General features: G+C 67.6%; 26 protein-coding genes. 7 read left to right on the top strand and 19 right to left on the bottom strand.

Going from position 1 to position 24987, the window contains the following annotated elements; genetic code table 11:
• Positions 1-38 precede the first annotated feature (38 nt).
• From WG921_RS10825 to WG921_RS10815, 3 genes are read left to right on the top strand one after another with little or no spacing between them, the layout of a single operon-like run.
• Positions 39-1175 carry a Re/Si-specific NAD(P)(+) transhydrogenase subunit alpha gene (locus tag WG921_RS10825; protein ID WP_340109243.1) on the top strand — a complete coding sequence of 379 codons (1137 nt, stop codon included), beginning with the start codon at positions 39-41 and terminating at the stop codon, positions 1173-1175.
• 4 nt (positions 1176-1179) lie between these two features.
• Complete coding sequence (locus tag WG921_RS10820) at positions 1180-1608, top strand: proton-translocating transhydrogenase family protein (RefSeq protein ID WP_413788582.1); 429 nt, start codon at positions 1180-1182, stop codon at positions 1606-1608.
• A gap of 11 nt (positions 1609-1619) precedes the next feature.
• A complete protein-coding gene (locus WG921_RS10815) occupies positions 1620-3020 on the top strand; it encodes an NAD(P)(+) transhydrogenase (Re/Si-specific) subunit beta (RefSeq protein ID WP_340109242.1) in 1401 nt (466 codons plus the stop codon).
• A gap of 266 nt (positions 3021-3286) precedes the next feature.
• On the opposite strand, the gene WG921_RS10810 is transcribed toward WG921_RS10815, so the two are convergent.
• Together WG921_RS10810 and rpsU are read right to left on the bottom strand one after the other, a co-directional pair.
• Positions 3287-4204 (bottom strand): LytTR family DNA-binding domain-containing protein, encoded by a 918-nt coding sequence (locus tag WG921_RS10810; RefSeq protein ID WP_340109241.1) that lies wholly within the window; start codon positions 4202-4204, stop codon positions 3287-3289.
• 172 nt (positions 4205-4376) lie between these two features.
• Positions 4377-4583, bottom strand: coding sequence for a 30S ribosomal protein S21 (gene rpsU / locus WG921_RS10805; RefSeq protein WP_165102485.1), 207 nt, complete (start codon positions 4581-4583; stop codon positions 4377-4379).
• Between the two features lie 95 nt (positions 4584-4678).
• Between rpsU and WG921_RS10800 the strand changes: the two genes are divergently transcribed.
• Complete coding sequence (locus WG921_RS10800) at positions 4679-5407, top strand: COQ9 family protein (protein ID WP_340109240.1); 729 nt, start codon at positions 4679-4681, stop codon at positions 5405-5407.
• 143 nt (positions 5408-5550) lie between these two features.
• Here WG921_RS10800 and WG921_RS10795 read toward each other — a convergent pair whose 3' ends face one another.
• The 7 genes from WG921_RS10795 to WG921_RS10765 form a co-directional block, all read right to left on the bottom strand.
• Positions 5551-6240 carry an ABC transporter ATP-binding protein gene (locus WG921_RS10795; RefSeq protein WP_340109239.1) on the bottom strand — a complete coding sequence of 230 codons (690 nt, stop codon included), beginning with the start codon at positions 6238-6240 and terminating at the stop codon, positions 5551-5553.
• Positions 6240-6989: an ABC transporter ATP-binding protein gene (locus tag WG921_RS10790; RefSeq protein ID WP_340109238.1), complete on the bottom strand. Its 750-nt coding sequence runs from the start codon at positions 6987-6989 to the stop codon at positions 6240-6242. Before WG921_RS10790 ends, WG921_RS10795 begins: the two co-directional genes overlap by 1 nt.
• Entirely contained in the window at positions 6982-7962 is a 981-nt protein-coding gene (locus WG921_RS10785) for a branched-chain amino acid ABC transporter permease (protein WP_340109237.1), read from the bottom strand. The genes WG921_RS10790 and WG921_RS10785 overlap by 8 nt, the downstream gene beginning before the upstream one ends.
• On the bottom strand, positions 7959-8879 hold the full coding sequence (locus WG921_RS10780) for a branched-chain amino acid ABC transporter permease (RefSeq protein ID WP_340109236.1): 921 nt from the start codon (positions 8877-8879) through the stop codon (positions 7959-7961). Before WG921_RS10780 ends, WG921_RS10785 begins: the two co-directional genes overlap by 4 nt.
• Positions 8880-8944: 65 nt before the next feature.
• Positions 8945-10084 carry an ABC transporter substrate-binding protein gene (locus WG921_RS10775; protein ID WP_340109235.1) on the bottom strand — a complete coding sequence of 380 codons (1140 nt, stop codon included), beginning with the start codon at positions 10082-10084 and terminating at the stop codon, positions 8945-8947.
• Between the two features lie 33 nt (positions 10085-10117).
• Positions 10118-10354: an Lrp/AsnC ligand binding domain-containing protein gene (locus WG921_RS10770; protein ID WP_340109234.1), complete on the bottom strand. Its 237-nt coding sequence runs from the start codon at positions 10352-10354 to the stop codon at positions 10118-10120.
• Positions 10355-10610: 256 nt separating this feature from the next.
• Positions 10611-11834 carry an MFS transporter gene (locus WG921_RS10765; protein ID WP_340109233.1) on the bottom strand — a complete coding sequence of 408 codons (1224 nt, stop codon included), beginning with the start codon at positions 11832-11834 and terminating at the stop codon, positions 10611-10613.
• 275 nt (positions 11835-12109) lie between these two features.
• On the opposite strand from WG921_RS10765, the gene WG921_RS10760 reads away from it, so the two are divergent.
• Entirely contained in the window at positions 12110-13912 is a 1803-nt protein-coding gene (locus tag WG921_RS10760; protein ID WP_340109232.1) for an NAD(P)/FAD-dependent oxidoreductase, read from the top strand.
• Positions 13913-13950: 38 nt separating this feature from the next.
• Here the strand turns inward: WG921_RS10760 and dapB are convergent, their stop codons facing one another.
• The 7 genes from dapB to WG921_RS10725 are packed head-to-tail and all read right to left on the bottom strand — an operon-like array spanning position 13951 to position 20473.
• Positions 13951-14760, bottom strand: coding sequence for a 4-hydroxy-tetrahydrodipicolinate reductase (dapB, locus tag WG921_RS10755; RefSeq protein WP_340109231.1), 810 nt, complete (start codon positions 14758-14760; stop codon positions 13951-13953).
• A gap of 51 nt (positions 14761-14811) precedes the next feature.
• Complete coding sequence (locus tag WG921_RS10750; protein ID WP_340109230.1) at positions 14812-15951, bottom strand: TFIIB-type zinc ribbon-containing protein; 1140 nt, start codon at positions 15949-15951, stop codon at positions 14812-14814.
• A gap of 7 nt (positions 15952-15958) precedes the next feature.
• Positions 15959-17107 (bottom strand): SPFH domain-containing protein, encoded by a 1149-nt coding sequence (locus WG921_RS10745; RefSeq protein WP_340109229.1) that lies wholly within the window; start codon positions 17105-17107, stop codon positions 15959-15961.
• Positions 17108-17128: 21 nt separating this feature from the next.
• The gene (locus WG921_RS10740) at positions 17129-17509 is read right to left on the bottom strand and encodes a DUF805 domain-containing protein (protein WP_340109228.1); all 381 of its coding nucleotides are present in this window, start codon (positions 17507-17509) and stop codon (positions 17129-17131) included.
• A 3-nt stretch (positions 17510-17512) separates the two neighbouring features.
• Positions 17513-18361 (bottom strand): DUF2927 domain-containing protein, encoded by an 849-nt coding sequence (locus WG921_RS10735; protein ID WP_340109227.1) that lies wholly within the window; start codon positions 18359-18361, stop codon positions 17513-17515.
• A gap of 23 nt (positions 18362-18384) precedes the next feature.
• Positions 18385-19551 carry a toxic anion resistance protein gene (locus WG921_RS10730; RefSeq protein WP_340109226.1) on the bottom strand — a complete coding sequence of 389 codons (1167 nt, stop codon included), beginning with the start codon at positions 19549-19551 and terminating at the stop codon, positions 18385-18387.
• Positions 19552-19576: 25 nt separating this feature from the next.
• Positions 19577-20473, bottom strand: a complete 897-nt coding sequence (locus WG921_RS10725; RefSeq protein ID WP_340109225.1) for a 5-bromo-4-chloroindolyl phosphate hydrolysis family protein — start codon at positions 20471-20473, stop codon at positions 19577-19579.
• A gap of 298 nt (positions 20474-20771) precedes the next feature.
• Here WG921_RS10725 and WG921_RS10720 point away from each other — a divergent pair, with 298 nt between their 5' ends.
• The gene (locus WG921_RS10720) at positions 20772-21644 is read left to right on the top strand and encodes a ChaN family lipoprotein (protein WP_340109224.1); all 873 of its coding nucleotides are present in this window, start codon (positions 20772-20774) and stop codon (positions 21642-21644) included.
• 3 nt (positions 21645-21647) lie between these two features.
• Here the strand turns inward: WG921_RS10720 and WG921_RS10715 are convergent, their stop codons facing one another.
• The 3 genes from WG921_RS10715 to WG921_RS10705 form a co-directional block, all read right to left on the bottom strand.
• Complete coding sequence (locus WG921_RS10715) at positions 21648-21881, bottom strand: sulfurtransferase TusA family protein (protein WP_340109223.1); 234 nt, start codon at positions 21879-21881, stop codon at positions 21648-21650.
• A complete protein-coding gene (gene pth, locus WG921_RS10710) occupies positions 21878-22576 on the bottom strand; it encodes an aminoacyl-tRNA hydrolase (RefSeq protein ID WP_340109222.1) in 699 nt (232 codons plus the stop codon). The genes WG921_RS10715 and pth overlap by 4 nt, the downstream gene beginning before the upstream one ends.
• Before the next feature lie 85 nt (positions 22577-22661).
• The gene (locus WG921_RS10705; RefSeq protein ID WP_340109221.1) at positions 22662-23306 is read right to left on the bottom strand and encodes a 50S ribosomal protein L25/general stress protein Ctc; all 645 of its coding nucleotides are present in this window, start codon (positions 23304-23306) and stop codon (positions 22662-22664) included.
• Between the two features lie 111 nt (positions 23307-23417).
• Between WG921_RS10705 and WG921_RS10700 the strand changes: the two genes are divergently transcribed.
• The gene (locus WG921_RS10700; protein ID WP_340109220.1) at positions 23418-24980 is read left to right on the top strand and encodes an AMP-binding protein; all 1563 of its coding nucleotides are present in this window, start codon (positions 23418-23420) and stop codon (positions 24978-24980) included.
• Positions 24981-24987 lie beyond the last annotated feature (7 nt).

Below are 24987 nucleotides of genomic sequence, written 5' to 3'. Positions count from 1 at the left end.
CCGGCCACGGGCGCCATGATGACGACAGAGGGACATCAATGAAAATCGCCATCCCCAAGGAATCCCGGGAGAATGAAACCCGCGTCGCCGCCGTCCCCGAAACGGTGAAGAAATTCATCGGGCTCGGGGCGGAGGTCGTGGTGCAGTCCGGCGCCGGCGACGGCGCTTCGTTCCCCGACGCGGCCTACGAGGCGGCGGGCGCGAGCATCGCGAAGACCTTCCCGTCGACGTTGAAAGGCGCCGATATCGTCCTGAAGATCCTGCGCCCGACCGAGGCGGAGACGAAGAGCTTCGTGAAGGGGCAGAAGCTGCTCTGCATCATGGCGCCGCACGCGGACCGGGAATTGACCGACGCGCTCGCCGAAAAGGGCGTCGACGCGTTCGCCATGGAGTTCATGCCGCGCATCAGCCGCGCGCAGTCGATGGACGTTCTCTCGTCGCAATCCAACCTCTCCGGCTACAAGGCGGTGATCGAAGCGGCGAACGCTTATGGCCGCGCCATGCCGCAGATGATGACGGCGGCGGGCACCATCGCCCCCGCCAAGGTGTTCGTCATGGGCGTCGGCGTCGCCGGCCTTCAGGCGATCGCGACCGCGCGCCGACTCGGCTCCATCGTCACCGCCACGGATGTGCGCCCGGCGACGGAGGAGCAGGTGGCCTCGCTCGGCGGCAAGTTCATCGCCGTGAAGAACGAGGAATTCGCCGCCGCGCAGACGGCGGGCGGCTACGCCAAGGAAATGTCGGACGATTACAAGAAGCAGCAGGCCGAGCTGGTGGCCGGCCATATCGCCAAGCAGGATATCGTCATCACCACCGCCCTCATTCCGGGCCGAAAGGCGCCGATCCTCGTCACCAAGGCGATGGTCGCCTCGATGAAACCCGGCTCGATCATCGTCGACCTGGCGGTCGAGCAGGGCGGCAATGTCGAGGGCGCGGTCTTCGGCGAAACCGTGATAACGGATAACGGCGTCGCCATTCTCGGCTTCGCCAATCTCCCCGGCCGCCTGACCGCGGACGCGTCCGCGCTGTTCTCGCGCAACCATTTCAATTTCCTCGCCCAGTTCTTCGGCGAAGGCGGCTTCGCGCTCGACGATGAAGACGAGCTGGTGAAGGGCATCCGTCTGACCAAGGACGGCGCCGTCATCCACCCGCAACTGACCGGCACGAAGGAATGAACGCATGTCAGAGCTTCTGAACTCCCTGCAAAACGCGGCCGAGGCTGCGGCCGCGGCCAGCCAGAAGGTCGCCGATCTGGCGGCGACCGCGGCGGCGGCGGCCCCTGAGGGCCTCGTCGAGACGGCCACGCATGAAGGCGGGATCTCTCCCTTCGTTTTCTATTTCTCGGCGTTCATCCTCGCCTGTTTCGTCGGCTATTATGTGGTCTGGTCGGTGACGCCGGCGCTCCACACGCCGTTGATGTCGGTCACCAACGCGATCTCTTCGGTCATCGCGGTCGGCGCGCTGGTCGCCGTCGGGGTCGACACGCATCTCGCCAGCGGCTGGACGCCGATCTTCGGCGTGATCGCGCTGACGCTGGCCTCGGTGAACATCTTTGGCGGCTTCCTCGTCACCGAACGCATGCTCGCCATGTACAAGAAGAAAAGCTGAGGGGCGGATAGATGGCAAATTTCGCAGCATTCGCCTATCTCGTCGCGGGCGTTCTTTTCATCCTCGCGCTTCGCGGCCTGAGTCACCCGACGACATCCCGGCAAGGCAACCGCTTCGGCATGATCGGCATGGCGCTCGCGGTCGTCACCACCCTGATCGTGTTTCCGCCGGCCGGGTTCAGCGGCTGGGCCCTGATCCTGCTCGCCCTCGTCATCGGCGGCGGCGTGGGCGCGACCATCGCCAAGCGGATCGAAATGACGAAGATGCCGCAGCTCATCGCGGCGTTTCACAGCCTCGTCGGCCTCGCGGCGGTCTTTGTCGCCGCCGGGGCGTTTTACAGCCCAGAAGCCTATGGCATCGGCACTGTCGGCGCGATCCACACCGGCTCGATCATCGAGATGAGCCTCGGCGTCGCGATCGGCGCGATCACGTTCTCCGGATCGGTCATCGCCTTCGCGAAGCTTGACGGGCGGATGTCGGGCGCGCCGATCACGATCGGCGGCAGGCACCTGATCAATCTCGCGCTGGCGTTCGCGCTCATCGTCATGGTGATTCTTCTCATCACCACGCAGAACGTCGCCTGGTTCTGGATCATCGCGGTCGCCGCGGCCATTCTCGGGTTTCTTCTCATCATCCCGATCGGCGGCGCGGACATGCCCGTCGTGATCTCGATGCTGAACTCCTATTCCGGCTGGGCGGCGGCCGGCATCGGCTTCACCCTCGGAAATATGGCGCTGATCATCACCGGCGCGCTCGTCGGGTCCTCGGGCGCCATCCTCAGCTACATCATGTGCAAGGGCATGAACCGGAGCTTCGTCTCCGTCATCCTCGGCGGCTTCGGCGCCGAAGACGCGGCGAGCGGGGGCGACGGGGGCGCAGAGCAGAGGCCGGTCAAACGCGGCTCCGCCGACGATGCGGCCTTCATCATGCAGAACGCCGGGTCCGTCATCATCGTGCCGGGCTACGGCATGGCGGTGGCGCAGGCGCAGCACGCGCTGCGCGAGATGGCCGACAAGCTGAAGGAAAATGGCGTCGACGTGAAATACGCGATCCACCCGGTCGCGGGCCGGATGCCTGGTCATATGAACGTGCTCCTTGCGGAGGCCAACGTTCCCTATGACGAGGTCTTCGAGTTGGACGACATCAACTCGGCCTTCAGTCAGGCCGACGTCGCCTTCGTCATCGGCGCGAACGACGTGACCAACCCGTCCGCCAAGTCGGATCCGAAATCGCCGATCGCCGGCATGCCGGTTCTCGACGTCGAGAAGGCCAAGACCGTGCTCTTCGTGAAGCGCTCGCTCGCCTCCGGCTACGCCGGCATCGACAATCCGCTCTTCTACATGGACCAGACCATGATGTTGCTGGGCGACGCCAAGAAGATGTGCGAGGACGTGGTCAAAGCGATGGAGTGACGCTCGCCACACAGGTCGTGCGGCAGGCTGAAACGCAAGGCCCGGAGCGACATGCTCCGGGCCTTGTTCCGTTTGCGCCCCCGGCCCTTGCGCGGACGGTTGCTGGCGCGATCAAAACGGCACAGGAAGTGCTGCGCCTGCGGAGCGGCGCCGCTCCATGTCCGGGCGCCGGATGTTCGGGCGCAGGCTTGATGGCGCGGCGACCATGAACGCGCCGCCGCCGGGCGCCGCTCACGCCCCCCGCGCCCCCTCGCCCGGCTGCGCGCTCAGTCCGACCGCCGCTCCCGGTCGCCATACCGCGCCTCGACCTCCAGTTCGTAGCGGCGGGAAACCGGCGCGATCTCCCCGGTGACCAACTCCAGCTTCAACGCCCCCCGTTTGCCGATCAGGGCGACGACGGCGCTGTCCGCAACCCAATGGGACCGATGAATCTGCATGCCCTGATAGCGGCCAAGCTCACGCACCGCGTCGCCGAACCGATAAAGCGCCATGCCCCCCTGCTCGGTGGCTTTCAACTTGACGTAATGTTCCTGCGCCTCGGCGGCGAGAAGTTCGCCCCTGACCCGCGGCTGAGCCGCCAGAAGAAGACCCGGCGCCTCAGGCTCCGGCTCGGTCTCTGGCTCCGGCGTCGCCTGAGGCTGTGGCGTGGGCGTGGGCTCTTCGGCCGCTTCCTCCGCCGGGTCGGCGGCTGCGGGCGCGCGGGCGGCGACAGGAGCGTCGTCCGACGGCGATGCCGCATGCGCCGGCGGCTGCGTCTTTTTCAACACCGCGCTCCGCAAATAGGGCGCGAGCAGAAACGCCGAGGTCGTCAGGTGATTGTCGATCAGCGACGCCGCCTCGATCGCCAACCGCCCGATCAGCATGTCCGGCCCCGCATCCAGCAAGGCGACGCCGCCGATGGCCACGTCAAGCATCGTCACAGCCATCACGAATGGAGGGAATGAAAGGCAAACGGCCAACCCCAGCCGAACGAAGGGGGAGGAGCGCTCGGTCATCGCCTGTGTGAGCGCGGCGTAGATTCCGACAATGAGCAGATAGGTCATCCCCATCCGGCAAAACCAGTAGATATAGACGGCGAAAAGCGACCAGCCCGGCTGCCGATTGACCCCATGCGCCGCGAGGATCAGCGCCAGCGCCAGCGCCAGCATGGCCCCGCTCACCAACGGCCCCCGATCACCGTTCATTTTCACTCCTCATTCCACTCGTGCATCATGAATGGTACCAGAAAGATAGTCCATTCCGCCACCTGCGCAGAAAAAGCCCCCGAGAAACAGATCCCCGGGGGCGTGACGCGTCAGCGTCCTGTCTTTTGGCCGGCCGCCTGAGCGGGCCGACCCGAGCGGTCACGTCAAGCGATCAGAGACCGCCTTCGCGTTGCGCCTTCTTGCGCGCGAGCTTGCGCGCCCGGCGAATCGCCTCAGCCTTCTCGCGCGCCCGTTTTACGGACGGCTTTTCATAATGCTGCCGAAGCTTCATCTCGCGAAAGATACCCTCGCGCTGCATCTTCTTCTTCAACGCGCGAAGCGCCTGATCGACATTGTTATCGCGAACCAGAACCTGCACTTACGTCACCACCTTTCCAGTGTTCGAGTTTCGGTTTTTGCAGGAGCGCGCTATATAGGCAATGAAGCCGCACCTGTCCACCGCCGGAGACGTCGATGACCGAAGAGACCCGAACTGAACCGGACTATCTCGCCGAGACCCGCGCGAAACTGATGGAGGCCGCGCTGTTCCATGCGCCGTTCGACGGCTGGTCCGACGTGACCTGGCGCGCGGCGCTCAAGGATAGCGGCGTGGACGAGGCGAGCGCCCGCGCCGCCGCGCCGCGCCGGGGGCTCGACCTCGCCGTCGCCTTCCACCGGGCGGGCGACGCGGAGCTGATCCGCATCGCGAACGAGACGGATCTCACCGCGCTCCGCTACAGCGAGCGGGTGGCGAAGCTGGTCCGGACCCGGATCGAGATCGCCGGGCGCCATCGAGAGGCCGTGCGCCGCGCCGCGACGCTCTTTTCGCTTCCTCTGAACGCGGCTGAGGGCGCGCGGCTGATCTGGGGCACCGCGGATACGATCTGGCGCGCGCTCGGCGACACTTCGGAAGACTTCAACTGGTATTCGAAGCGCGCGATCCTCTCCGGCGTCTACTCTTCGACGCTGCTCTACTGGCTTGGCGACCATAGCGACGGCGCCGAAAGAACATGGGCGTTTCTGGATCGGAGAATCAGCGGCGTGATGCGGTTTGAAAAGGCCAAGGCGCGGGCGAGAGAGAACCCGTTGGCGCGGATCGTTCTGGCCTGCCCGGCGGCGGCGCTCTCCCGGATCCGGGCTCCCGGCGCGCGTCGGCGCCCCTATACCGGCCTGCCCGTCGGGTTGCCGGGGCGGCGGCGCTGACCCTTCAGGCCGGGGCGTGAACGCCGCCGCCTCGATCTCGGTCCGCGGCTCGCCTCGGGGCGACCGGAGGATGTTCTCCGCCCCGCCGCCCGCCGAGGGGCAATGCGGGCGCCGACTCCTGACGGGATGACTGAACGCCGGTCTCAGACTCCGAGATAGCGATCGGCGAGAGCGTCGGTCAGTTCGCCCGGGGCGCCGGTCCAGACCGTCGCGCCCTTTTCGAGAATACTGAACCGATCGGCGATGGCCTTCAGCTCCTTCAGCGATTTGTCGACGACGAGAATGGTCAGGCCGGTTTCCGCCTTCAGCCGCCGGATCGCCGCCCATATCTCCCGCCGGACGACGGGCGCGAGGCCCTCCGTCGCTTCATCGAGCATCAGAAGCCGCGGATTGGTCATCAGCGCGCGCGCGATGCTCAGCATCTGCTGCTCGCCGCCCGAGAGCGAGGCCGCAAGCTGGCGGCGGCGCTCCTTCAACCGGGGAAAGAGAGCGCCGATCGCGGCCCGATCCCAGGGGCCGGGGCGCGCGGCGGCGATCAGGTTCTCGTCCACCGTCAGATTCGGGAAACAGCGCCGCCCCTCCGGCGTCAGCCCGATGCCGAGCCGCGCGGCGCGGTGGCTGGGCAGAGAGCCGAGATCATGGCCGGCGAAGGCGATCCGCCCGCTTCGATGCGGCAAAAGCCGCGCGATCGTGTGGATGGTCGTGGTCTTGCCCATGCCGTTCCGGCCCAGAAGCGCAAGGCAGCTCCCCTCCTCGACCGAAAGATCGACGCCAAAAAGCGCCTGACTGGCGCCATAGGACGCCGTGACGGCCTCAAGCTCCAGAAGCGCCATCAGTCTTCATCCCCGAGATACGCGCGCCGGACATCCGGGTTGGCGCGGATCTCGGCCACCGTCCCGGTGGCGAGCGCCGCGCCGTAAACCAGCACGGTGATCCGGTCCGCGAGCGCGAAGACCGCGTCCATGTCGTGTTCGACCAGAAGGATCGGCGCTTCGGCCCGCAACCCCGCGAGCAGCGTCGTGAGCCGGGCGGAGCCTTCCGGCCCCATTCCCGCCATCGGCTCGTCCAGCAGGAACGCCTTCGGATCCAGCGCCAGCGCCATCGCGATCTCGAGGCTGCGCCGCTCTCCATGAGACAGGTCGGCGGCGCGCGCGCGCGCGCGCCCCTCAAGCCCGGCGCGCGCGATGTGGCGGCGGGCGGGCCCGATCAGCGCGTCGTCGCGAAGCGCATCGCGGAAGAACCCGAGCCGGCGGCCGGAGGCGCCCGCCACCGCCAGCATGACGTTCTGCAGAACGCTGAACTCCGGCGCCAGCGACGAGACCTGAAAGCTCCGCGCGAGACCGCGCCGCGCCCGCGCCTGGGTCGAAAGCGCCGAGATCTCTTCGCCCTCCAGCCGGATCTCGCCGCCGTCCTGCCGGATCTCGCCGGCGATCTGTTTTATGAGCGTGGATTTTCCGGCGCCGTTCGGCCCGATCAGCGCGTGGATCTCCCCCGGCCGCAACTCCAGCGTCACCCCATCCGTGGCCTTGAGCGCGCCAAAGCTTTTCCGGAGATTGTGGACGGACAGAACCGGCTCAGCCACGCCGCGCGCCCCCCGCCAACAGCCCGATCAGCCCGCCGCGCGCGAAGAGCACGACCGCGAGAAGCAAAAGCCCGAACGGAAATTGCCAGAACTCCGTCAACCCGCCGAGATTGTGTTCAAGCAGAATATAGAGCCCCGCCCCCGCGACCGGCGCCATGAGCCGGCCGACGCCGCCAAGAATGACGAAAACCAGGATCTGGCCGGATGTGTGCCAATCCAGCATCGCGGGGCTGACAAACCGATTGAGGTCGGCGAACAGCGCGCCGGCGAGCCCGGTGATCATCCCGGAGATGACGAAGGCGGTCAGGCGGACGCCGTAAGGCCCGATCCCGGCGGCGCGAAGCCGCCCCTCGTTCTGCCGCGCCCCCGCGAGCGCGAGGCCGAACCGCGAGCGCGCCAGCATCGCCGAAAACGCCAGCGCAAGGCAGAGAAGCGCGAAAGCGAGGGCGAAGAACTGGATCGGATCGAGCGTGTTCAAGCCCGGAAACTCCGACCTGACATAGATCGAAAGCCCGTCCTCCCCCCCGTAGGCGGGCCAGGAGATGGCGAAATAATAGATCATCTGCGCGAAGGCGAGCGTGATCATGATGAAGAAAATACCGCTGGTCCTGAGTGAGAGCGCGCCGATCACCAGCGCGGCGAGGCCGGACAGCGCCAGCGCCACCGGCCAGATGATCAGCATCTGCGTCGTCCCCTCGATCAGGAACGGCGTCTCCATCAGCGGCTCGTAATTCAACGCGTGGCTGGCCAGAACGCCGGTGGCGTAGCCTCCAAGGCCGAAAAACGCCGCGTGCCCGAAAGAGACCAGCCCGCCAAGGCCGAGCGCGATATTGAGCCCGACGCCGGCCAGCGCGAGAATGGCGACCTTGGTCGCAAGCGTGACGATGAACGGCTCGTCCATCGCCAGCGCCGCCAGAGGAACGGCCGCGAGCGCGATGAGCAGCGCCGCGTCAAGCGCCCGCTCCCGGTTCATGTCCGCGCCCCGAATAGGCCGGACGGCCGGAAAATCAGCACCAGCGCCATCAGGACGTAAATCAGCATCGACGCGAGCGACGCTCCGACCGCCGTCGCGTCAGAGGGATCCATCACCGCGCCGAACGCCGCCGGCAGCAGGAACCGGCCGAGCGTGTCGGTCATCCCGACCAGAAGCGCGCCGATCAACGCCCCCTTGATCGAGCCGACGCCGCCGATAACGATCGTGACGAAGGCGAGGATCAGCACCGGCTCGCCCATCCCGACCTGAACCGATTGAATCGCGCCGACCATCGCCCCGGCGAACCCGGCGAGCGCCGCGCCGAGCGCGAAGACCAGCGTGTAAAGCCGGTCGATATCGACGCCGAGCGCCGCGATCATCTCCCGGTCGCTCTCGCCGGCGCGGATCCGCACCCCGAGGCGGGTCTTGCCGATCAGGAGGAAGAGCCCGCCCGCGACCAGAATTCCCGCCACGATGATGGCGAGCCGGTAGGCCGGGTATTCGATCCCGCCCGGCAACGTCACCGGCCCCGACAGCGCCGCCGGCGGGTCGAGATAGAGCGGGAAGGAGCCGAAGAGCCAGCGCGTCGCCTCCGAAAACACGAGGATCAGCGCGAAGGTCGCCAGCACCTGATCGAGATGGCCGCGCGAATAGAGCCGGCGGATCACCACGATTTCCATCAGCGCGCCCGTTCCCGCCGCCGCCGCGAGGCTGGCGGCGAGCCCGATCCAGAACGACCCGGTGGCGGCGGCGACCGCGGCGCAGACGAAGGCGCCCACCATGTAGAGCGAGCCATGCGCCAGATTGATGAGCCCCATCACCCCGAAAATCAGCGTCAGCCCCGCCGCCATCAGAAACAGCATGACGCCGAACTGAAGTCCGTTCAGAACCTGCTCGATCAGGAGAATGGGGGACATGCGCGATTTTCCATTCGCCGCCTCCGCAAATCGGCGGAGGCGGCGTCAAGCCGGGATCGGCCGGCTTACATCTTGCAATCGGCGGCGTAGGCGTCGCCGTGGTTCTCGAGCGCGACGCCGATCACCCTGTTGGTGTAGACATCGCCCTCCTTGATCACCTCGCGGACGTAAATATCCTGAATGGGATGATGGTTCGGGCCGAACTTGAAGTCGCCGCGGGTCGAGGCGAAATCCGCCTTCTCAAGCGCCGCGCGGAAGGCGTCGGCGTCCGAGGGATGCGCCACTTTCAATGCGGAAAGCATCAGGTTGGCCGTATCGAACCCCTGGCTGGCGTAGAGCGACGGCAGGCGCCCGTACTCGGCCTGAAAGCTCTCGACGAAGGCGTCGTTGGTCGGATTCCCGAGGTCCTTGGACCATTGCGACGTGTTCTTCACACCGAGCGCCGCCTCGCCGACCGCCTGAAGAATGCCCTGATCGAAGCTGAAGGCCGGCCCGATCAACGGAATGTCGACGCCGGATTGCGCATATTGCTTCATGAAGGCGATGCCCATGCCGCCGGGAAGGAAGAAATAGGCTGAATCGGCGCCGGAGGCGCGAAGCTGCGCGATCTCGGCGGCGTAGTCGGTCTGGCCGAGCTGCGTATAGACCTCGCCGGCGTAGTCGCCGGTGAAGAAGCGCTTGTAGCCGGTCAGCGCGTCCTTCCCCGCCGGATAGTTCGGCGCGAAGATGAAGCTGTTCTTGTACCCCGCCGTGCTGGCGTAGGCGCCCGCGGCCTCATGCAGATTGTCATTCTGCCATGCGACGTTGAAATAATTCTCGTGGCATCCCTTCCCCGCCAGCGCCGAAGGCCCGGCGTTCGGCGACAGATAGAACTTCCCCTGCCGCACCGCGCCCGGCGCCACCGCCATCGCGAGATTGGACCAGATGATCCCGGTCATGATGTCGACATTGTCGGACTGGATCATCTGATCCGAAAGCTGGACCGCGACGTCGGGTTTCCGCTGATCGTCGGCGATGACGACCTCCACATCCGAGCCCGCCTGCTTCAGCGCCAGCATGAAGCCGTCGCGGACGTCGATTCCGAGCCCGGCGCCCCCGCCGGAGAGCGTCGTGATCATGCCGACTTTCACCGGCTCCGCCAGCGCGCCGAACGCGGTCGCCGCAAGCGCCGCAGCCGCGAGCGAGAGTGTCTTTCCGAGTTTCATGATTGTTTCACCTTCCTGTCAGTCTTCTTTGTTTCAGAACGCCTTGAACGTCAGCGTGGTCAGCGAACGCGAAATGCCGGGTATGGTCAGAAGCTTCTCATTGATGTACCGGCCGATATCCTCGCCTTCGGGAATGTAAAGCTTCATCAGAAGGTCGTAATCTCCTGATGTTGAATAAAGTTCCGAGACGATCTCTCGATCGTAGATATCGTCGGCGACCGCATAGGTCTTGCCCGGTTCACAGCGGAGCTGGATGAAAACACAGGTCATTGTCTCTCCTTCCGTCACCCTTCGCGAAGCCGGAATCGCCGGATCTCACCGGTTTCGGTCCTGGGCATGGCGCCAATGAAAAGCACGCGGCGCGAATATTTGTAAGAGGCGATGGCCGCTTTTACGTGCTCCTGCAAGGTTTTCGCCATCTCCCCGCCCGGCTCCACGCCCGAATCCGGCAAGGTCGGCGCGGCGCGGACGCGCTAGGGAAAGACCGCGAGGCCGCCCGGCCCGCCCCTGGCCGCGCGCGGGCGGCCTAATCGTCTCCCGCCGGAATCCGCGGCAACAGCACGGTCAGAAGACCGAGCAACGGCACGAACGAACAGACCCAGTAGACGTATTCGATATCCCTGATGTCGGCCAGCGCGCCGAGGAGGGTCGCGCCGAGGCCGCCAAAACCGAAGGAGAAGCCGAAGAACAGGCCGCCGACCATGCCGACGCGGCCCGGCATCAGCTGTTGCCCGAAGACGATGATCGCCGGGAAGGCCGAGGCGAGGATCAACCCGATCACCGCGGTCAGGACGCCGGTCCAGAAGAGGTTGGCGTATGGCAGCATCAGAGCGAACGGGATCGCCGCGAGGATCGAGAACCAGATCACGAAGCGCGCGCCCCACCGATCTCCGATCGGGCCGCCGACGATGGTGCCGGCCGCGGTCGCGCCGAGGAAGATAAAGAGGAGGATCTGCGAATGCCGCACGCTGACGCCGAACACTTCTATCACATAGAATGTGTAATAACTTGAGAGGCTTGCGGTGTATATGTTCTTGGTCGCCGTCAGCGCCACCAGAACCAGCAGCGCCTGCGCCACCAGCGGCTTCGGCAGCGGCAGCGCCCGGCTTTCGCGCGGCTTGCCGCGGTTCAGCCGCGCCTGCTGCGCATACCACGCGCCAACCTTGGTCAGGATGAAGACCCCGAGCATGGCGATGACCGAGAGCCAGGCGACGCTGCCCTGCCCCAGCGGCAGGACGATGAAGGCCGCGATCAGCGGCCCGAGCGCGGAGCCGAGATTGCCGCCGACCTGAAACACCGACTGCGCCAGCCCATGCCGCCCGCCGGAGGCGAGCCGCGCGACGCGGGTGGCTTCGGGATGAAACACCGCCGATCCGAGCCCGATCATCCCCGCGCCGGTCAGCAGCATCGGAAAATGGGCGGCGTTGCCGAGCAGGATCAACCCGAAGAAGGTGCAGCTCATGCCGACCGGCAGCGAATAAGGCATCGGCCAGCGATCGGTGGCCATGCCGACCACCGGCTGCAACATCGACGCGGTGACCCGGAACGTCAGCGTGAGCAGCCCGATCTGGACGAAATCCAGATCGTAATTGCTCTTCAGAAGCGGATAGATCGCCGTGAGGAGCGACTGCATGATGTCGTTGAGAAGATGGCTCGCGCTGACGGCCAGCAGAATCGCCATCGTGGTCTTGCCGTAACGCCCGGCGCGCGGACGGCTTTCGGCCGACGGGCCGGCGCTGGTGATCGACATGTGCAACTCCGAAAGGCCCCGCGCGGAGCCGCATCAGACGATACCAAAGCCCGGGCGGCGGCCCCTTCTTCTTGAAACGCCAGTCTGCGGCGGATTTCAAGCTCGGACCGTCTCGAAAGCCGCGCATCCGGGCCGGAATCGCGGCGCGGGCGTCAATTCCGGGCGCGGAGGGCGCGCCGTCGGCGCAAGACCTCACCGAGAAAATTCCGCTAAGTTGCATCTATACAACCTCCAGATTCGGCGCCATCGTCCAACTCTGCAAATGGAGGAGCGACATGCTGGACACGACAACCAACGACATGGTGAGCGAATTTCTCGACCGGTTCGGAGATGCGCTCGAAAAGGCCGATGTCGAGCGCGCGGTCTCCTTGTTTCAGGAGGATTGCTACTGGCGGGATCTGGTCTCGTTCACCTGGAACATTCGCACGATGGAGGGGCGCGGCGCGGTTCGCGACATGCTGACGGCGCAGCTTTCCACGACGCGGCCCTCGGGCTGGAGGATCGCGGAGGGCGAGACCGCGACCGAGGACGGCGGGGTCGTCACCGCGTGGATCACCTTCGAGACCGGGGTCTCGCGCGGCTCCGGCCTGATCCGGCTGAAGGACGGGCTGATCTGGACGCTGCTGACCACGATGGTCGAGTTGAAGGGCCATGAGGAGCCGCTCGGCCACGCCCGTCCGCTCGGCGCGAAACATGGCGCGGACAGGGGCCGGCTGAACTGGCGCGAGGACCGCGACAGGGAGCTGGCCGAGCTTGGCCACAGCGTCCAGCCCTACGTGGTCGTCATCGGCGGCGGACAGGGCGGCATCGGGCTCGGCGCGCGGCTCCGCCAGCTTGGCGTGCCGACGATCATCATCGAGAGGAACGAGAAGCCCGGAGACAGCTGGCGCAACCGCTACAAGTCGCTCTGCCTGCATGACCCGGTCTGGTACGATCACATGCCCTATCTGCCGTTCCCGCCGAACTGGCCGGTGTTCGCGCCCAAGGACAAGATCGGCGACTGGCTGGAGATGTACACCAGGGTCATGGAGCTGAACTACTGGGGCGGCACGACCTGCACCTCGGCGAAATACGACGAGAAGGCGAAGGAATGGGCGGTCACCGTCGAGCGGGACGGCGAGGAGATCACGCTGCGCCCGAAGCAGCTGATCATGGCGACCGGCGTCTCGGGCAAGCCGAACATCCCCGCCTTCCCCGGCAAGGAGAAATTCCGGGGCGACCAGCACCATTCCAGCAAGCACCCCGGCCCCGACGCCTACAAGGGGAAGAAGGCGGTGGTCATCGGCTCGAACAATTCTGCGCATGACATCTGCGCCGCGCTCTGGGAGGCGGGGGCCGACGTCACCATGGTTCAGCGCTCAACCACCCATGTCGTCCGCTCGAAGCCGTTGATGGAGATCGCGCTCGGCGATCTTTATTCCGAACGCGCCGTGGAGGCGGGCGTGACAACGGACAAGGCCGACACGATCTTCGCCTCGCTCCCCTACCGGATCATGCACGAATTCCAGATCCCGGTTTACGACAAGATCCGGGAGGTGGACGCGGAGTTCTACGCCGGGCTCGAGAAGGCCGGGTTCCAGCATGATTGGGGCGCGGACGGCTCCGGCCTCTTCATGAAATACCTGCGGCGCGGCTCCGGCTATTATATCGACGTGGGCGCGAGCCAGCTGGTCATCGACGGCGAGATCAAGCTCAAGGCCGGCCAGGTGTCGGAGATCGTCGAGGATGGCGTTCTCTTCGAGGACGGGAGCAAGCTGGAGGCGGACCTGATCGTCTACGCCACCGGCTACGGCTCGATGAACGGCTGGGTCGCGGATCTGATCGATCAGGAGACGGCGGACCGGATCGGCAAATGCTGGGGCCTCGGCTCCGACACCCCGAAGGACCCCGGCCCCTGGGAGGGCGAGCAGCGCAACATGTGGAAGCCGACCCAGCAGGAGGCGCTCTGGATGCATGGCGGCAACCTGCACCAGTCGCGCTATTATTCGCGCTATCTCGCGCTCCAGATCAAGGCGCGGATGGAAGGGATCGACACCCCGGTCTACAAGCTTCAGGAGGCGCACCACACCGGGCGCTGAGGCCCGGAGGGCGGCTCGGCCCGATCAGTCTCCCCAGGTCAGTCGAGGCCGAGCACGTCCAGCATGTCATACGCGCCGGGGCCGCGGCCGCGCGCCCAGAGCGCGGCCTTCACCGCGCCGCGGGCGAAGAGCATGCGGTCGGTCGCGATGTGGCGGAGGACGATCCGCTCCCCCTCCCCGGCGAAGATCACGTCATGCTCGCCGACGATATCGCCGCCGCGAACCGCCGCGAAGCCGATATGGCCGCGCTCGCGGGCGCCGGTGATGCCGTCGCGGCCCCGATCCGCGACCGCGTCGAGGGAGACGCCGCGGCCGGCCGCCGCCGCCTCCCCCAGCATCAGCGCGGTGCCGGAGGGGGCGTCCACCTTCATCCGGTGATGGCTCTCGACGATCTCGATGTCGTAATCGGCGTCGAGCGCGGCGGCGACCTTCCGGGTCAGCGCGGTCAGGAGATTGACGCCGAGAGACATGTTGCCGGCGCGCACGATCGCCGCATGGCGGGCGGCGGCGCCGATCTTCTGGAGCTGCTCCTCGGAAAAGCCGGTGACGCCGATCACATGGACCGCGCGGGCCTGAGCCGCGAATTCGGCGTGGGCGACGGCGGCTGCGGGCGCGGTGAAATCCAGCGCGCACTCCACCCTCGCAAAGACCTCGAGCGGGTCGGTCTCGACGATGACGCCGCGCGCCGGCCCGCCGAGCGCCTCGCCAAGGTCGCGCCCGGCCCAGTCATGGCCGGGCCGCTCCGTCGCGCCGGCGAGGGTGAGACCCTCCTGCTCGTCCACCGCCCGGATCAGCATCCGCCCCATCCGGCCGGAGCATCCCAGCACCGCAACGCTCATCGGCTCCATCGCGCTCTCTCCTTCGCTTTTCCGGGCCGAAGCCCTAGGCCGCGCCGCCGCTCACCGCAAGGCGCCGGTGGCGTGGAGCATATATCCGATTCCACCGGCGGCGATGAGGCCGAGGACCACCGCCAGAGCGATCTTCCAGCGCGACCACGGCCGCTCCCCCTGCACGGCGCCGGTGCGCCCGTTGACGATAAACCGATAGGTGCAGCCCTGAAACTTGTAGGCCGCGAGCCAGACCGGAAGCAGGATATGCTTGAAGGTGGCGTCCGAGATGTCGGTCTCGACGGAATGGATCCGCTGCTGGTCGCCGCCGATGGCGAAGCGGATGTCGCGCCGGATGGTCTGGTCCATGATGGCGCGCGCCTCGCCATATCCCTCCTTGAGCGGGACGGTGTAGGCCTCGGCCCGGAACCCGGCGAGGAACGCGGGCCGATAGGGGCGCAGCGCCGAGAGATCCCACGGGCCGAGCCCGTCCGCGTGTTTTTTCGGCAGCGAGCGCGAGGCGAGCACCAGCACGTCGTCGAAAAACCGCGAGACCTGGCCCGAGACCGGCGACCAGCGGATCTTCGGCACCTGCCGGGTCTGCATCACCGTCTTGCCGTCCACCTGCACCGGAACCTGACGGGTGACGTAATAGACATCGCCCCGCTCGCCGCGATAGCGGCTTCGGGTGTTCGCGTCATAGGTCCAATAGGGGACGTAGAGCCCCTCCATCGGCCGCCCGGCGCGGGCGTATTCCTTGAGGCCCGACGGCGCGAACCAGAGCCGGCCGAGCCAGTCCATCATCGCCTTTCGCGCGTCGCGCTCGGTCAGCCCGAAGGGGAGCACGCCCTTGGGCTTGATGTGGCGGTTCGCGGTGGTCTCGGTCACGATCGGCGACGCGCAGAACGGGCAGAGCCCGGCGTGGGTCTTCTCGTCGAACTCGACATCCGCGCCGCAGGAATCGCAATGGACGGTGCGCGTCTCCTCCATGTCCGCTTCGTCGAGCGCCCCTTCGAGCGCGCCAAGAAGATCCTGCTCCGCGAGCGCGCGCTCCGCGTTGACGGCGGCCCATGGGCCGGCCGGCGGCTCGATCTCGTTCTCGGCGCCGCAGAACGGGCAACGGGTGACCGCCTCCCCCGGCGCGTAGACGAGGGCGGCGCCGCATTCATGACAGGGGAATCGCGCCGGGGCGGCGGCGTCGGGCGCGCTCATTCCGGCGTCACCCGGCGGCGGGCGGCGGCGGCGGCGGCGCGATGGTGAAGAGCTGCGCCAGCTCGGTCACCTCCCCGGCCGGGCGCCAGCCGTCATAGCCCGGAGACCAGACCAGGGTCTCCCGGCTGAAGGCGCCGCCCTCGACCATCCGGCCAAGATCGCCGCGCCCGAACGGCCCCTTGGTCGCGCCCGCCTCCGCGATATGCCAGAGCCGCTCCGGCGGCGGGGGCGGCGGCGGCGGCGCGGCGGCGGGCGATTGCGGCTGCTGGGCGCCGCCTTGCGCGCGCGCGCCCCACGGGCCCGCCTGCCCCAGGCCCTGCGCGAGCCCCATTCCCATGCCCATCCCGATCCCGGCGCCCATGCCGCCGCCGGCGGCGCCCGGATTTTCGGCGGCGGCGCGCATCGCTTCGGCCGCCTGGAACTGGCTGTAGCGGCCGAGATCGCCGACGACGCCCATCGAGGTCCGCCGGTCCAGCGCCTTCTCCACCTCCGCGGGAAGGGAGATGTTCTCGATCATCAGCGCCGGCGTCTCGACGCCGTAAGCCGCAAGCTCGGGCGCGATGCGCTTTCGCAGGATCTCCGCCAGCTCGTCGGTGTTCGCCGCAAGATCGAGCGCCGCGATCCCCGAAGAGGCGAGCGCGTTCGAGAACCGCGCGACGATCACGTTCCGAAGCTGAAAGGTGACCTCCTCCGTCGTCACCTCGCCGTCGGTGCCGACGATCTCCTGAAGAAAGAGCGCGGGGTCGCTCACCCGCACCGAATAGGTGCCGTAGGCGCGAAGCCGGGTCGGGCCGAATTCCGGATCGCGGAGCATGATCGGATTCTTGGTGCCCCATTTCAGATCCTGAAACCGGCGGGTGGAGATGAAGTAGATCTCCGACTTGAACGGCGACTGAAAGCCATGGTCCCAATGCTGGAGCGTCGTCATCACCGGCATGTTGTTGGTCTCGAGCTGATAGAGCCCGGGCGCGAACACGTCCGCGAGCTGGCCTTCATGGACGAAGACCGCCGCCTGCCCTTCGCGCACGGTCAGCTTCGCGCCGTATTTGATTTCGTTTCCATGCCGCTCGAAGCGCCAGACCATGGTGTCGCGGGTGTCGTCGGTCCATTCGATGACATCGATGAACTCGCCCGTCAGCTTATCCCAGAGGCTCATGGTCGTTTCCTCATCAAACTCTCAAGATCGTTCGCCGGCGAGCGGGTCCGGCCCGTACGCGTTGTCGCCGACATCGCTCTTCTGCGTGAAAAAGACGATCAGCACGATGATTCCAATCACCGGAACCAGCGCGATCAGCAACCACCAGGCGGATTTTCCGGTGTCATGAAGCCGGCGCCCGCCGACGCAGATATTCGGCAGCAACAGCGCCAGCGAGAACAGCGCGCTGAGCGGGCCGCCGCCCATCGGCTGGCCGATCCCGATCACGTGCTCGACGATCGAGATCGCGAGGGAGCTCAGCCAGACGAACAGCGCCCAGAACCAGAATTCCGAGCGCCGCGCACGCCCCGAGATGACCGCGTACTTGCCGAAGACCGTCGAGATCGCCTCTTTGAATCCCACCTCTCACACTCCCTTTCCGTTCCCCCTCGCGTCCGCGCCGCCAGGCCGGATCTCCTCGACGATCCCCGGAACGAGCGGCAGCGCCTCCTCCGCCGTCATCCCCGGGCGAAGCCGCGGGTGATAGAGGATGCGGAGCAGATATTCATCGTGTTTCGTCAGCAACGCAAATTCCTGATCGTCGTTGAAGATCGACGGGCGGACCTCGGGGTCGTCGTTCATCAGGCCGAGCGTCTGGGTCAGCTCTTCGTGGATGCAGCTCGTGCGCAGCATGTCCGAAAGCTCCGCCTTGATCATCACCATGGCGCCGCTGATCACGCCGCTCTCCACATCCTGGTAGCCGACCTGGCCGACGCAAGGATAGGAGATGTCGCCCGCCCATTGCAGGACCAGCGGCATCCGCCGCGCCGCGCCGTCCTCCTCCAGCGCCTGAACGAAGGCGCGCCGCTCCTCCGGGCCGATGATGAGGATCGAGAGATTGGGCGTCTCCCCCGCCGCCGCCTCCTTGATCTCGAGGCCGCTCAGCGCCGCGAGCCGGCGGGCGAAGGCGGCGTATTCGGCCCGGTCCGCCGCCGTCGCGCCGGCGCCGATGATCTGAAACCGGATCGGCGCCTCCCAGCGGCTGATCCGGGTCGGCGTCAACTCCTGCACCAAGGCGTCGCCGTCGCGGCGATACTCGCGAAAGAGCGCGATGCGCACGAAATTCGCCGCGAGATCGGCGTTGCTGAACTGCGCGTCGGCCGGATCGAAATCCGCCCTGAGCCCGCCGTCGGCGGCCAGCATCGCCGCGTAATCGCGGTAGCGCGCGCCGTCATCGGCGGCGCAGGCGGCCAGCGCCGCCCCCGCGGCCGCCATCAGACATGCGCGCGCCGGCCGCATCAGGCGGGGGGAGCCTGACGGCTGGCCTTCGCCGAGGCGAGGGTCGCCTTCAGCTCGCCCTCCATGGTCTGGAGGTCCTTCTCGGCGGCGGCGCGCTTCGCCTTGCCCTCATCCGCGATGCGGAGGCTTTCCTCGATGGTCTCGATCAGCGTGCGGTTGGCCTGCTTCACCGCCTCGATATCGAAGACGCCGCGCTCGGTCTCCAGCCGCACCTCGCGGTTCGCGTCCTTCAGGTTCGCGGCGTTCTTGGTCAACAACTCATTGGTGAGATCCGCCGCCTCCCGCACCGTCCCGGCCGCCTCGCGCGAGCGGAAGATGGTCACCGCCTGCGCCAGCTGCGTCTCCCAGAGCGGAACGGTGTTGACCAATGTCGAGTTGATCCGCGTCACGAGGCTCTTGTCGTTCTCCTGCACGAGGCGAATGGAGGGGAGCGATTGCATCGTCACCTGCCGGGTCAATTTCAGGTCGTGGACCCGGCGCTCCAGATCGTCGCGCGCGGCGCGCAGATCGCGCAGCTCCTGCGCCCGCATCACCCCGTCCTCCTCGCTCGCGGCTTCGACTTCAGCCGCTTTCGCGGGGATCTCGTTCGCGTCGAGCCGGCGGATCTTCTCTTCCCCCGCCGCGATATAGAAGGCGAGCTGATGATAGAACTCGAGGCTGGACTCATAGAGCCGGTCCAGCGACTTGATGTCCTTCAGCAGGATGCTCTCATGCGACAGAAGTTCGTCCGAGATGCCGTCGATCTGGGCGCGCACGTCCTCGTATTTGGCGATAAAATCGGCGACGGGGCGCGCCTTGGAGAAGAGCCGCTCCCACCAGCTCCGCTTGCGGGACGGGTCCAGCTCGTCCACGTCGAAGCCGCGGATGTTCAGCACCATCTCGCGGAGCGAGCGCCCGGCCGGGCCGACATCCTTGTTGCGCACGCCGTCGAGCATGGCCGAGGAGATCGTCTGCAGGTCGCTCTGGGCCCCGGAGCCGAAACGGATGATCGACTGCGCGTCGCTCATGTCGAGCTCGCCGATCAACTCCTCGACCTTGGCCGCCTCCTCCGGGGTCATCCGGTCGACGGCGAGGCTCTCCTCGGCGGGCTCAGGCGGAAGCGCGGCGACGGTCCGCTCCACCTCCGCGGACGCCGCCTCGGCTTTCGATCGGATGGATTCAGGCATTGTTTCAAGTCCTTCCATCGCGGCGCTAAAGCGCGCCTTCCTGTTTCAAACGGTCCCGAAGGACCTCGATTTCGACTTCAAGCTCGGTCTGGTCCTGCACCATCAGCCGCTCATGCTGGCGGGCGAACGTCGTCTCCAGATCCTTGAGCAACGCCTCGAATTCGCCCCGGGTTCCCTCGGCCGCGCCCTTGGCCCGCGCGGCGGCGAACTTGACCGTCGAGTCCCGCAACCCGACCAGATAGACGGAGAGAAACCGCCGCGCCCGCGCCAGATCGCGCGGATCCGATTCGATCTCCCGCAGGATATCGCGCGCGGCGAAGGCCAGCCGGTCGACCCGGTCGGTGAGCGCGCGGTCGCGGAGGCCGGCCGCCGCCTGCGCCGTCTCCCGGATCACGGCTTCCGCCGCATCGAGCTTGGAGGCCACGCGGTCGCGCGCGGCGGGAGAGACCCCGGCCCCGCCCTTCGCGCGCATCGGGTCGAGACCGAACGCCGCGAGATGCGCGCCGAGCGCGAGAAGACCGTAGAGCGCCGACGCGGGGCCGAGTCCGGCGCCGAAAAAGGAGAGCCCGGCGACGATGAGGCCGGTGAGAAGCGCCGCGACCAGTTTTCGCGGAAACGCCGGCGGGCGGGCGATGACGCGCTCATGATAGGCGGCCGCCGCCTTGATCCCCTCCCCGGTCAGGCGCGCCGCGAAGATCAACGCCGCCCAGCCCCCGCAGGCCAGGAGCGCCTGCGCCGGGTCTCCGGTCAGAATCGCCCACGCTCCAGCCGCGAGCAGCGGCGAAGGCGCGAGATAGAGCCCGAGAACCCGCCATGGGGTCCCCCGCGCCTTTCGCCCTGAAAACCACGTCGTTCGGCCAGGCGCGGCGGCGGGCGGCGCGCCCGGCGAATGGGCGCCGCCGAAGCGTTTGCCCGCGCTCATTCCGTCGCCGCCGCGGCGGCGCCCGGCATGTCGCGATCCGCCACCAGCACCGCGCAGGACGCGGTGAGAATGGTCAGTATCAGAACGACATAGGCGAGCATCTTCACGCGGCGGCCTCACCTTGTTGCGCCGCCTCGTCGCGGCATGATCGGCATAGCGCTCCCAATATAGGGACCAATACGCCCCACGTCAGTCTTAATCGGGAGATATTGGTCTCGCGCGGGGCCGGGTCTCTGGACTTTCAGCCCCGAGGGGGCATTTTCGCGGGATGAAAGCGCGTCTCCATCCGGCCCTCGCCATGGCCGCCACTGTCCTCCTCTTCGCGGCGCCGGCCGCCCCGGCCGAGCCCTGCGCCCCGGCGATCGGCGTCATCTGCGCCGGCGAAGCGGCGATGGACGAGGCGGCGATGCTGGCGCGGCTCCGCGCGGCCGATATCGTCATTCTCGGCGAGCGGCACGACAATCCGGCGCATCACGAGCGCCAGGCGCGCATCGTCGCCGCGCTGGCGCCGGGCGGGCTCGCCTTCGAGATGGTTCCCCGGGCGCGGGAGGCGGCGGCGAACGCGGCCCGCGCCAGCGGAGACGATCTCGGCGCGGCGCTCGACTGGGCCGAGTCCGGCTGGCCTGCCTGGGAGATGTACGCGCCGATCTTCGCGGCGGCGCCGGGCGCCCGGATCGCCGGCGGCGGCGTGGAGCGAAGCGCGCTCATGGCGGCGGTGAAGGACGGCGCGGCGGCGGCGTTCGGCGACGGCGCGGCGCGCTATGGGCTCGATGAGCCGCTGCCGGAGCCGATGCGCGCCGCCATGCTCGACGAGCAGGAGCGCGCGCATTGCGGCGCGCTGCCGGCGGCGATGCTGCCCGGGATGGTGGCGGCGCAGCGGCTCCGCGACGCCGCCTTCGCCGACGCCGCGCTGCGCCTGATCGAGGCCGGCGCCGCGCCGGCGGCGCTGATCACCGGCAACGGCCACGCCCGAACCGATCGCGGCGCGCCGGTCTATCTCCGCCGCGCGGCGCCGGAGCTCGATGTCGTCTCCGTCGGCATGATCGAGATCGGCGCCGAGACCGAACCTCACACGCCCTATGACATCGCGATCTTCACCGCGCCCTTCGACCGGGGCGACCCCTGCGCGGATTTCATTCGGAAGCGCGAGAGCGACCGCGCCAAACCCTGACCGTCAGCCGCCCTTGCGGATCCGGTAGAGCGTCGCGCCGCCGGGGCCGGGCGTGGAGTCCAGCAGCTCATGCCCCTGCTCGGCGCAGAAATGCGGCATGTCGATCACCGCCGCCGGATCGTCGGCCAGCACCTCCAGCACCGCGCCGGGGCTGAGCGCCGCGAGGCGTTTGCGCGCCTTCAGCACCGGAAGCGGGCAAAGAAGCCCGCGCGCGTCGAGGGTGGCCTCGGCGCTCATTTCCGGAACCGGTCCAGAAGCCGCGCGAAGGGCGAATCCGAAACCGGCGCGGCCGGCGCGGCCTTCGGCGCCGGGGCGGGCTCGGATCTCGCGGCCTTTTCAGGCTTCTGCTCAGGTTTCTGGCGCTGCGGGCGGGCGCGAAGCGCGACCGCGTTCATGAAGCCGGAATCGTCTCCCTCCGCCAGAAGCGGCGCGCCCGCCGCGACCCCGGCGAGCAGATCGGGGAGCCAGGCCTCATCCGCCTTGGCGAAGTCATGAAGGACGTAATTCGCCACCGCCGCCTTGTCCCCCGGATGGCCGACCCCCATGCGGACCCGGACGTAATGCGGCCCGATATGCTGATGGATCGAGCGAAGCCCGTTATGCCCGGCGTGGCCGCCGCCGCGCTTCACCCGGCATTTGGAGGGGGCGAGATCGATCTCGTCATGAAAGACGATGACGTCGGACGGGTCCAGCTTGAGGAACCGCACCGCCTCTCCCACGGCCTGGCCGGAGAGGTTCATCATCGTCGCCGGTTTCAGCGCCAGACATTTTTCGGATCCGAGCCGCCCCTCGGCGACCGCGCCCTGAAACTTCCGGCGCCATGGCTGAAAGCCGTGCTCCTCCGCGATCAGATCGACCGCCATGAAGCCGATATTGTGCCGGGTGCGCGCATAGCGCGCGCCGACATTCCCGAGCCCGACGATGAGTTTCATGCTGAAGCCCCCAGACCAGGGCGCGCGCCGCCCGGGATCCGGGCGACGCCACAGGCGTGGTTGGGGGGCCGAAGCCCCCCGCCGATCATTCTTCCTTGGCGTCCTCTTCGGCCGCTTCCTCCACGGCTTCCTCGCCTTCGGCGTCGGAATCCGCCGAGAGCAGCGCGGACGGCGCCGAGATGTTGGCGATCATGAAATCGCGTCCGGTGATCATGGGCCGCGTGCCCGCCGGCAGGTCGATATGCGAGATGGTCAGCGTGTCGCCGATGTTCATCCCGGTCAGGTCGGCGACCAGCTTCTCGGGGATGTTCCCCGCGGTCACCTTCATCTCGACCTCGTTCCGCACGACGGTCAGCACGCCGCCGGCGCGAAGGCCGGGGCATTCCTCCTGGTTGATGAACTCGACCGGAATGTGCAGGTTGATCCGGCTCCGCTCGCTCAGACGCAGGAAATCGGCGTGGATCGGCAGACCCCGCACCACGTCGCGCTGCACGTCGCGGCAGATCACCCGGTGATCGACGCCGTCGATGCGCACATTGATCAGCGTGGACATGAACCGACCGGCCTTCAGCGATTTCAGAAGGACGTTCGTCTGGATCGCGATCGGTTGCGGCGCTTCGCCGCCGCCATAGATCACGGCCGGAACCAGTCCTTCGCGGCGCGTCCGCCGGGCAGCCCCTTTGCCCGCGTTGGCCCGAACCTGGGCCTCGATGATTGGCGATTCAGCCATTTGGTTGTCTCCTTGACTAGGCGGCGATCCTCCAGGGGTGTAAGCGCCGCGGACGCGGCTTATAGTAGAACCGTCGCCCATGTCAAAGACGGACCCGGAGGAGAGACCAGGATGCGCGATGCGGCGACCGGCGGCGAGCCCGTGATCCGGGACGGAGACGAGGCGATTTCGCGCGCGGAGCTGGAGGCGCGGGGCGCGCGCGGCGCGGGCGCGCTCATCGCCCTCGGGGTTCGGCCCGACGATGTCGTCGCCACGATCATGCGCAACGACATCGCGCATCTGGAGGCGATGCGCGCCTCGGCGCTGGCGGGCGCGGCGCTCTGTCAGCTGAACTGGCATGGCGCGGCCAAGGAGGTGGGGGAGATCCTCGACGATTGCGCGGCGCGCGTCGTCATCGTCCACCGCGACCTCATTCCCGCGCTCGGCGCGGCGCTGACCGGGAACGGCGCGCGGCGCGTCATCGGGGTCGCGCCCGGCCCCGCGCTCCGCGCCGCCTACGGGATCGCGGCCGATGAGTGCGCCGCGCGGCCGGACCCGCCCGAATGGGCCGCCCTTCGGGACGCCGCCGCGCCCGCCGCGCCGGGCGAGCGGATGCGGCCCATGCTCCGCTACACCTCCGGCTCCACCGGCAAGCCGAAGGGAATCCGCCGGGGCTATCGGGGGAAGCCGACCGATTATCATCAGGTTCTCCGCCGGATCGCGCCCGAGATGATGCGGATGCGGAGCGCCGGGCGGTTCCTCACCGCCGCGCCGCTCTATCATTCCGCGCCTTCGGGCCTCGCGGCGATGGCGATGGCGATGGGGGACATGTCTCTCACCGTCCTGCCGCGATTCGAGCCCGAGGGCTTTCTCCACGCGATCGAAGAGACGCGCGCGACGCATATCTATCTGGTGCCGACGATGATGAGCCGGCTGCTGAAGCTGCCGGAGGCGACGCGCGCCCGGTTCGACGCATCCAGCGTGGAGTTCTGCGTCTCCACCGGCTCGCCCTTCCCGCATGATCTGAAACTGGCGATGATCGCCTGGTGGGGCCCGGTGTTCTGGGAGACATACGGCGCCTCCGAGATCGGGTTCATGACCATGGCCTCCTCCGAAGAGGCGCTCCGAAAGCCCGGAACCGCCGGGCGGATCCAGCTTGGCGGCTCGATCCTGATCATCGACGAGGACGGAAACGAAGCGCCGGCCGGCGCGGTCGGCGACATCCATGTGAAGATGGACGCCTTCGGCCAGTTCGACTACTCCAACGACCCCGAAGGCCGCGCCAAGGCGGAAGTCCGCGGCCATGTCTCGGTCGGCGATCTCGGCTGGCTGGACGAGGAGGGCTATCTCTTCATCTCCGACCGGAAGAAGGACATGATCATCTCCGGCGGCGCCAACATCTTCCCGGCCGAGATCGAGGCGGTGCTGATCGAGGCGCCCTTCATCGGCGACGCCGCGGTCTTCGGCGCGCCGGACCCGGAATTCGGCGAGAAGATCGTCGCCGCGATCGAGCCCGCGCCGGGCTGGACCCCGGACGAGGCCGAGGTGCGCGCCTGGCTCGACGGGCGGCTGGCGCGGATGAAGCATCCCCGGCTCATCGCCTTTCATGACCGGCTCCCGCGGGAGGACAGCGGCAAGATCTTCAAGCAGCGCCTCCGCGCGCCCTATTGGGAGGGCGCGGGGCGGAAGATCTGACGGCGCG

This window comes from Paludibacillus litoralis (genome assembly GCF_037646705.1).
GTDB classification, from domain to species: domain Bacteria; phylum Pseudomonadota; class Alphaproteobacteria; order Rhodobacterales; family Rhodobacteraceae; genus Pikeienuella; species Pikeienuella litoralis.
This window is presented reverse-complemented; position numbering and strand designations above follow the sequence as displayed.

What these genes read in the sequence shown, in the direction of transcription:
- WG921_RS10705 (WP_340109221.1), bottom strand. Translation starts at nt 23,306, where the DNA reads ATGGCTGAATCGCCAATCATCGAGGCCCAGGTTCGGGCCAACGCGGGC.
- WG921_RS10820 (WP_413788582.1), top strand. Translation starts at nt 1,180, where the DNA reads ATGTCAGAGCTTCTGAACTCCCTGCAAAACGCGGCCGAGGCTGCGGCC.
- WG921_RS10700 (WP_340109220.1), top strand. Translation starts at nt 23,418, where the DNA reads ATGCGCGATGCGGCGACCGGCGGCGAGCCCGTGATCCGGGACGGAGAC.
- WG921_RS10780 (WP_340109236.1), bottom strand. Translation starts at nt 8,879, where the DNA reads ATGTCCCCCATTCTCCTGATCGAGCAGGTTCTGAACGGACTTCAGTTC.
- WG921_RS10750 (WP_340109230.1), bottom strand. Translation starts at nt 15,951, where the DNA reads ATGAGCGCGCCCGACGCCGCCGCCCCGGCGCGATTCCCCTGTCATGAA.
- WG921_RS10715 (WP_340109223.1), bottom strand. Translation starts at nt 21,881, where the DNA reads ATGAGCGCCGAGGCCACCCTCGACGCGCGCGGGCTTCTTTGCCCGCTT.
- WG921_RS10810 (WP_340109241.1), bottom strand. Translation starts at nt 4,204, where the DNA reads ATGAACGGTGATCGGGGGCCGTTGGTGAGCGGGGCCATGCTGGCGCTG.
- WG921_RS10730 (WP_340109226.1), bottom strand. Translation starts at nt 19,551, where the DNA reads ATGCCTGAATCCATCCGATCGAAAGCCGAGGCGGCGTCCGCGGAGGTG.
- WG921_RS10795 (WP_340109239.1), bottom strand. Translation starts at nt 6,240, where the DNA reads ATGGCGCTTCTGGAGCTTGAGGCCGTCACGGCGTCCTATGGCGCCAGT.
- dapB (WP_340109231.1), bottom strand. Translation starts at nt 14,760, where the DNA reads ATGGAGCCGATGAGCGTTGCGGTGCTGGGATGCTCCGGCCGGATGGGG.
- WG921_RS10825 (WP_340109243.1), top strand. Translation starts at nt 39, where the DNA reads ATGAAAATCGCCATCCCCAAGGAATCCCGGGAGAATGAAACCCGCGTC.
- WG921_RS10775 (WP_340109235.1), bottom strand. Translation starts at nt 10,084, where the DNA reads ATGAAACTCGGAAAGACACTCTCGCTCGCGGCTGCGGCGCTTGCGGCG.
- WG921_RS10720 (WP_340109224.1), top strand. Translation starts at nt 20,772, where the DNA reads ATGGCCGCCACTGTCCTCCTCTTCGCGGCGCCGGCCGCCCCGGCCGAG.
- WG921_RS10785 (WP_340109237.1), bottom strand. Translation starts at nt 7,962, where the DNA reads ATGAACCGGGAGCGGGCGCTTGACGCGGCGCTGCTCATCGCGCTCGCG.
- WG921_RS10735 (WP_340109227.1), bottom strand. Translation starts at nt 18,361, where the DNA reads ATGGCGGCCGCGGGGGCGGCGCTGGCCGCCTGCGCCGCCGATGACGGC.
- WG921_RS10760 (WP_340109232.1), top strand. Translation starts at nt 12,110, where the DNA reads ATGCTGGACACGACAACCAACGACATGGTGAGCGAATTTCTCGACCGG.
- WG921_RS10725 (WP_340109225.1), bottom strand. Translation starts at nt 20,473, where the DNA reads ATGAGCGCGGGCAAACGCTTCGGCGGCGCCCATTCGCCGGGCGCGCCG.
- WG921_RS10745 (WP_340109229.1), bottom strand. Translation starts at nt 17,107, where the DNA reads ATGAGCCTCTGGGATAAGCTGACGGGCGAGTTCATCGATGTCATCGAA.
- WG921_RS10815 (WP_340109242.1), top strand. Translation starts at nt 1,620, where the DNA reads ATGGCAAATTTCGCAGCATTCGCCTATCTCGTCGCGGGCGTTCTTTTC.
- WG921_RS10770 (WP_340109234.1), bottom strand. Translation starts at nt 10,354, where the DNA reads ATGACCTGTGTTTTCATCCAGCTCCGCTGTGAACCGGGCAAGACCTAT.
- pth (WP_340109222.1), bottom strand. Translation starts at nt 22,576, where the DNA reads ATGAAACTCATCGTCGGGCTCGGGAATGTCGGCGCGCGCTATGCGCGC.
- WG921_RS10800 (WP_340109240.1), top strand. Translation starts at nt 4,679, where the DNA reads ATGACCGAAGAGACCCGAACTGAACCGGACTATCTCGCCGAGACCCGC.
- WG921_RS10765 (WP_340109233.1), bottom strand. Translation starts at nt 11,834, where the DNA reads ATGTCGATCACCAGCGCCGGCCCGTCGGCCGAAAGCCGTCCGCGCGCC.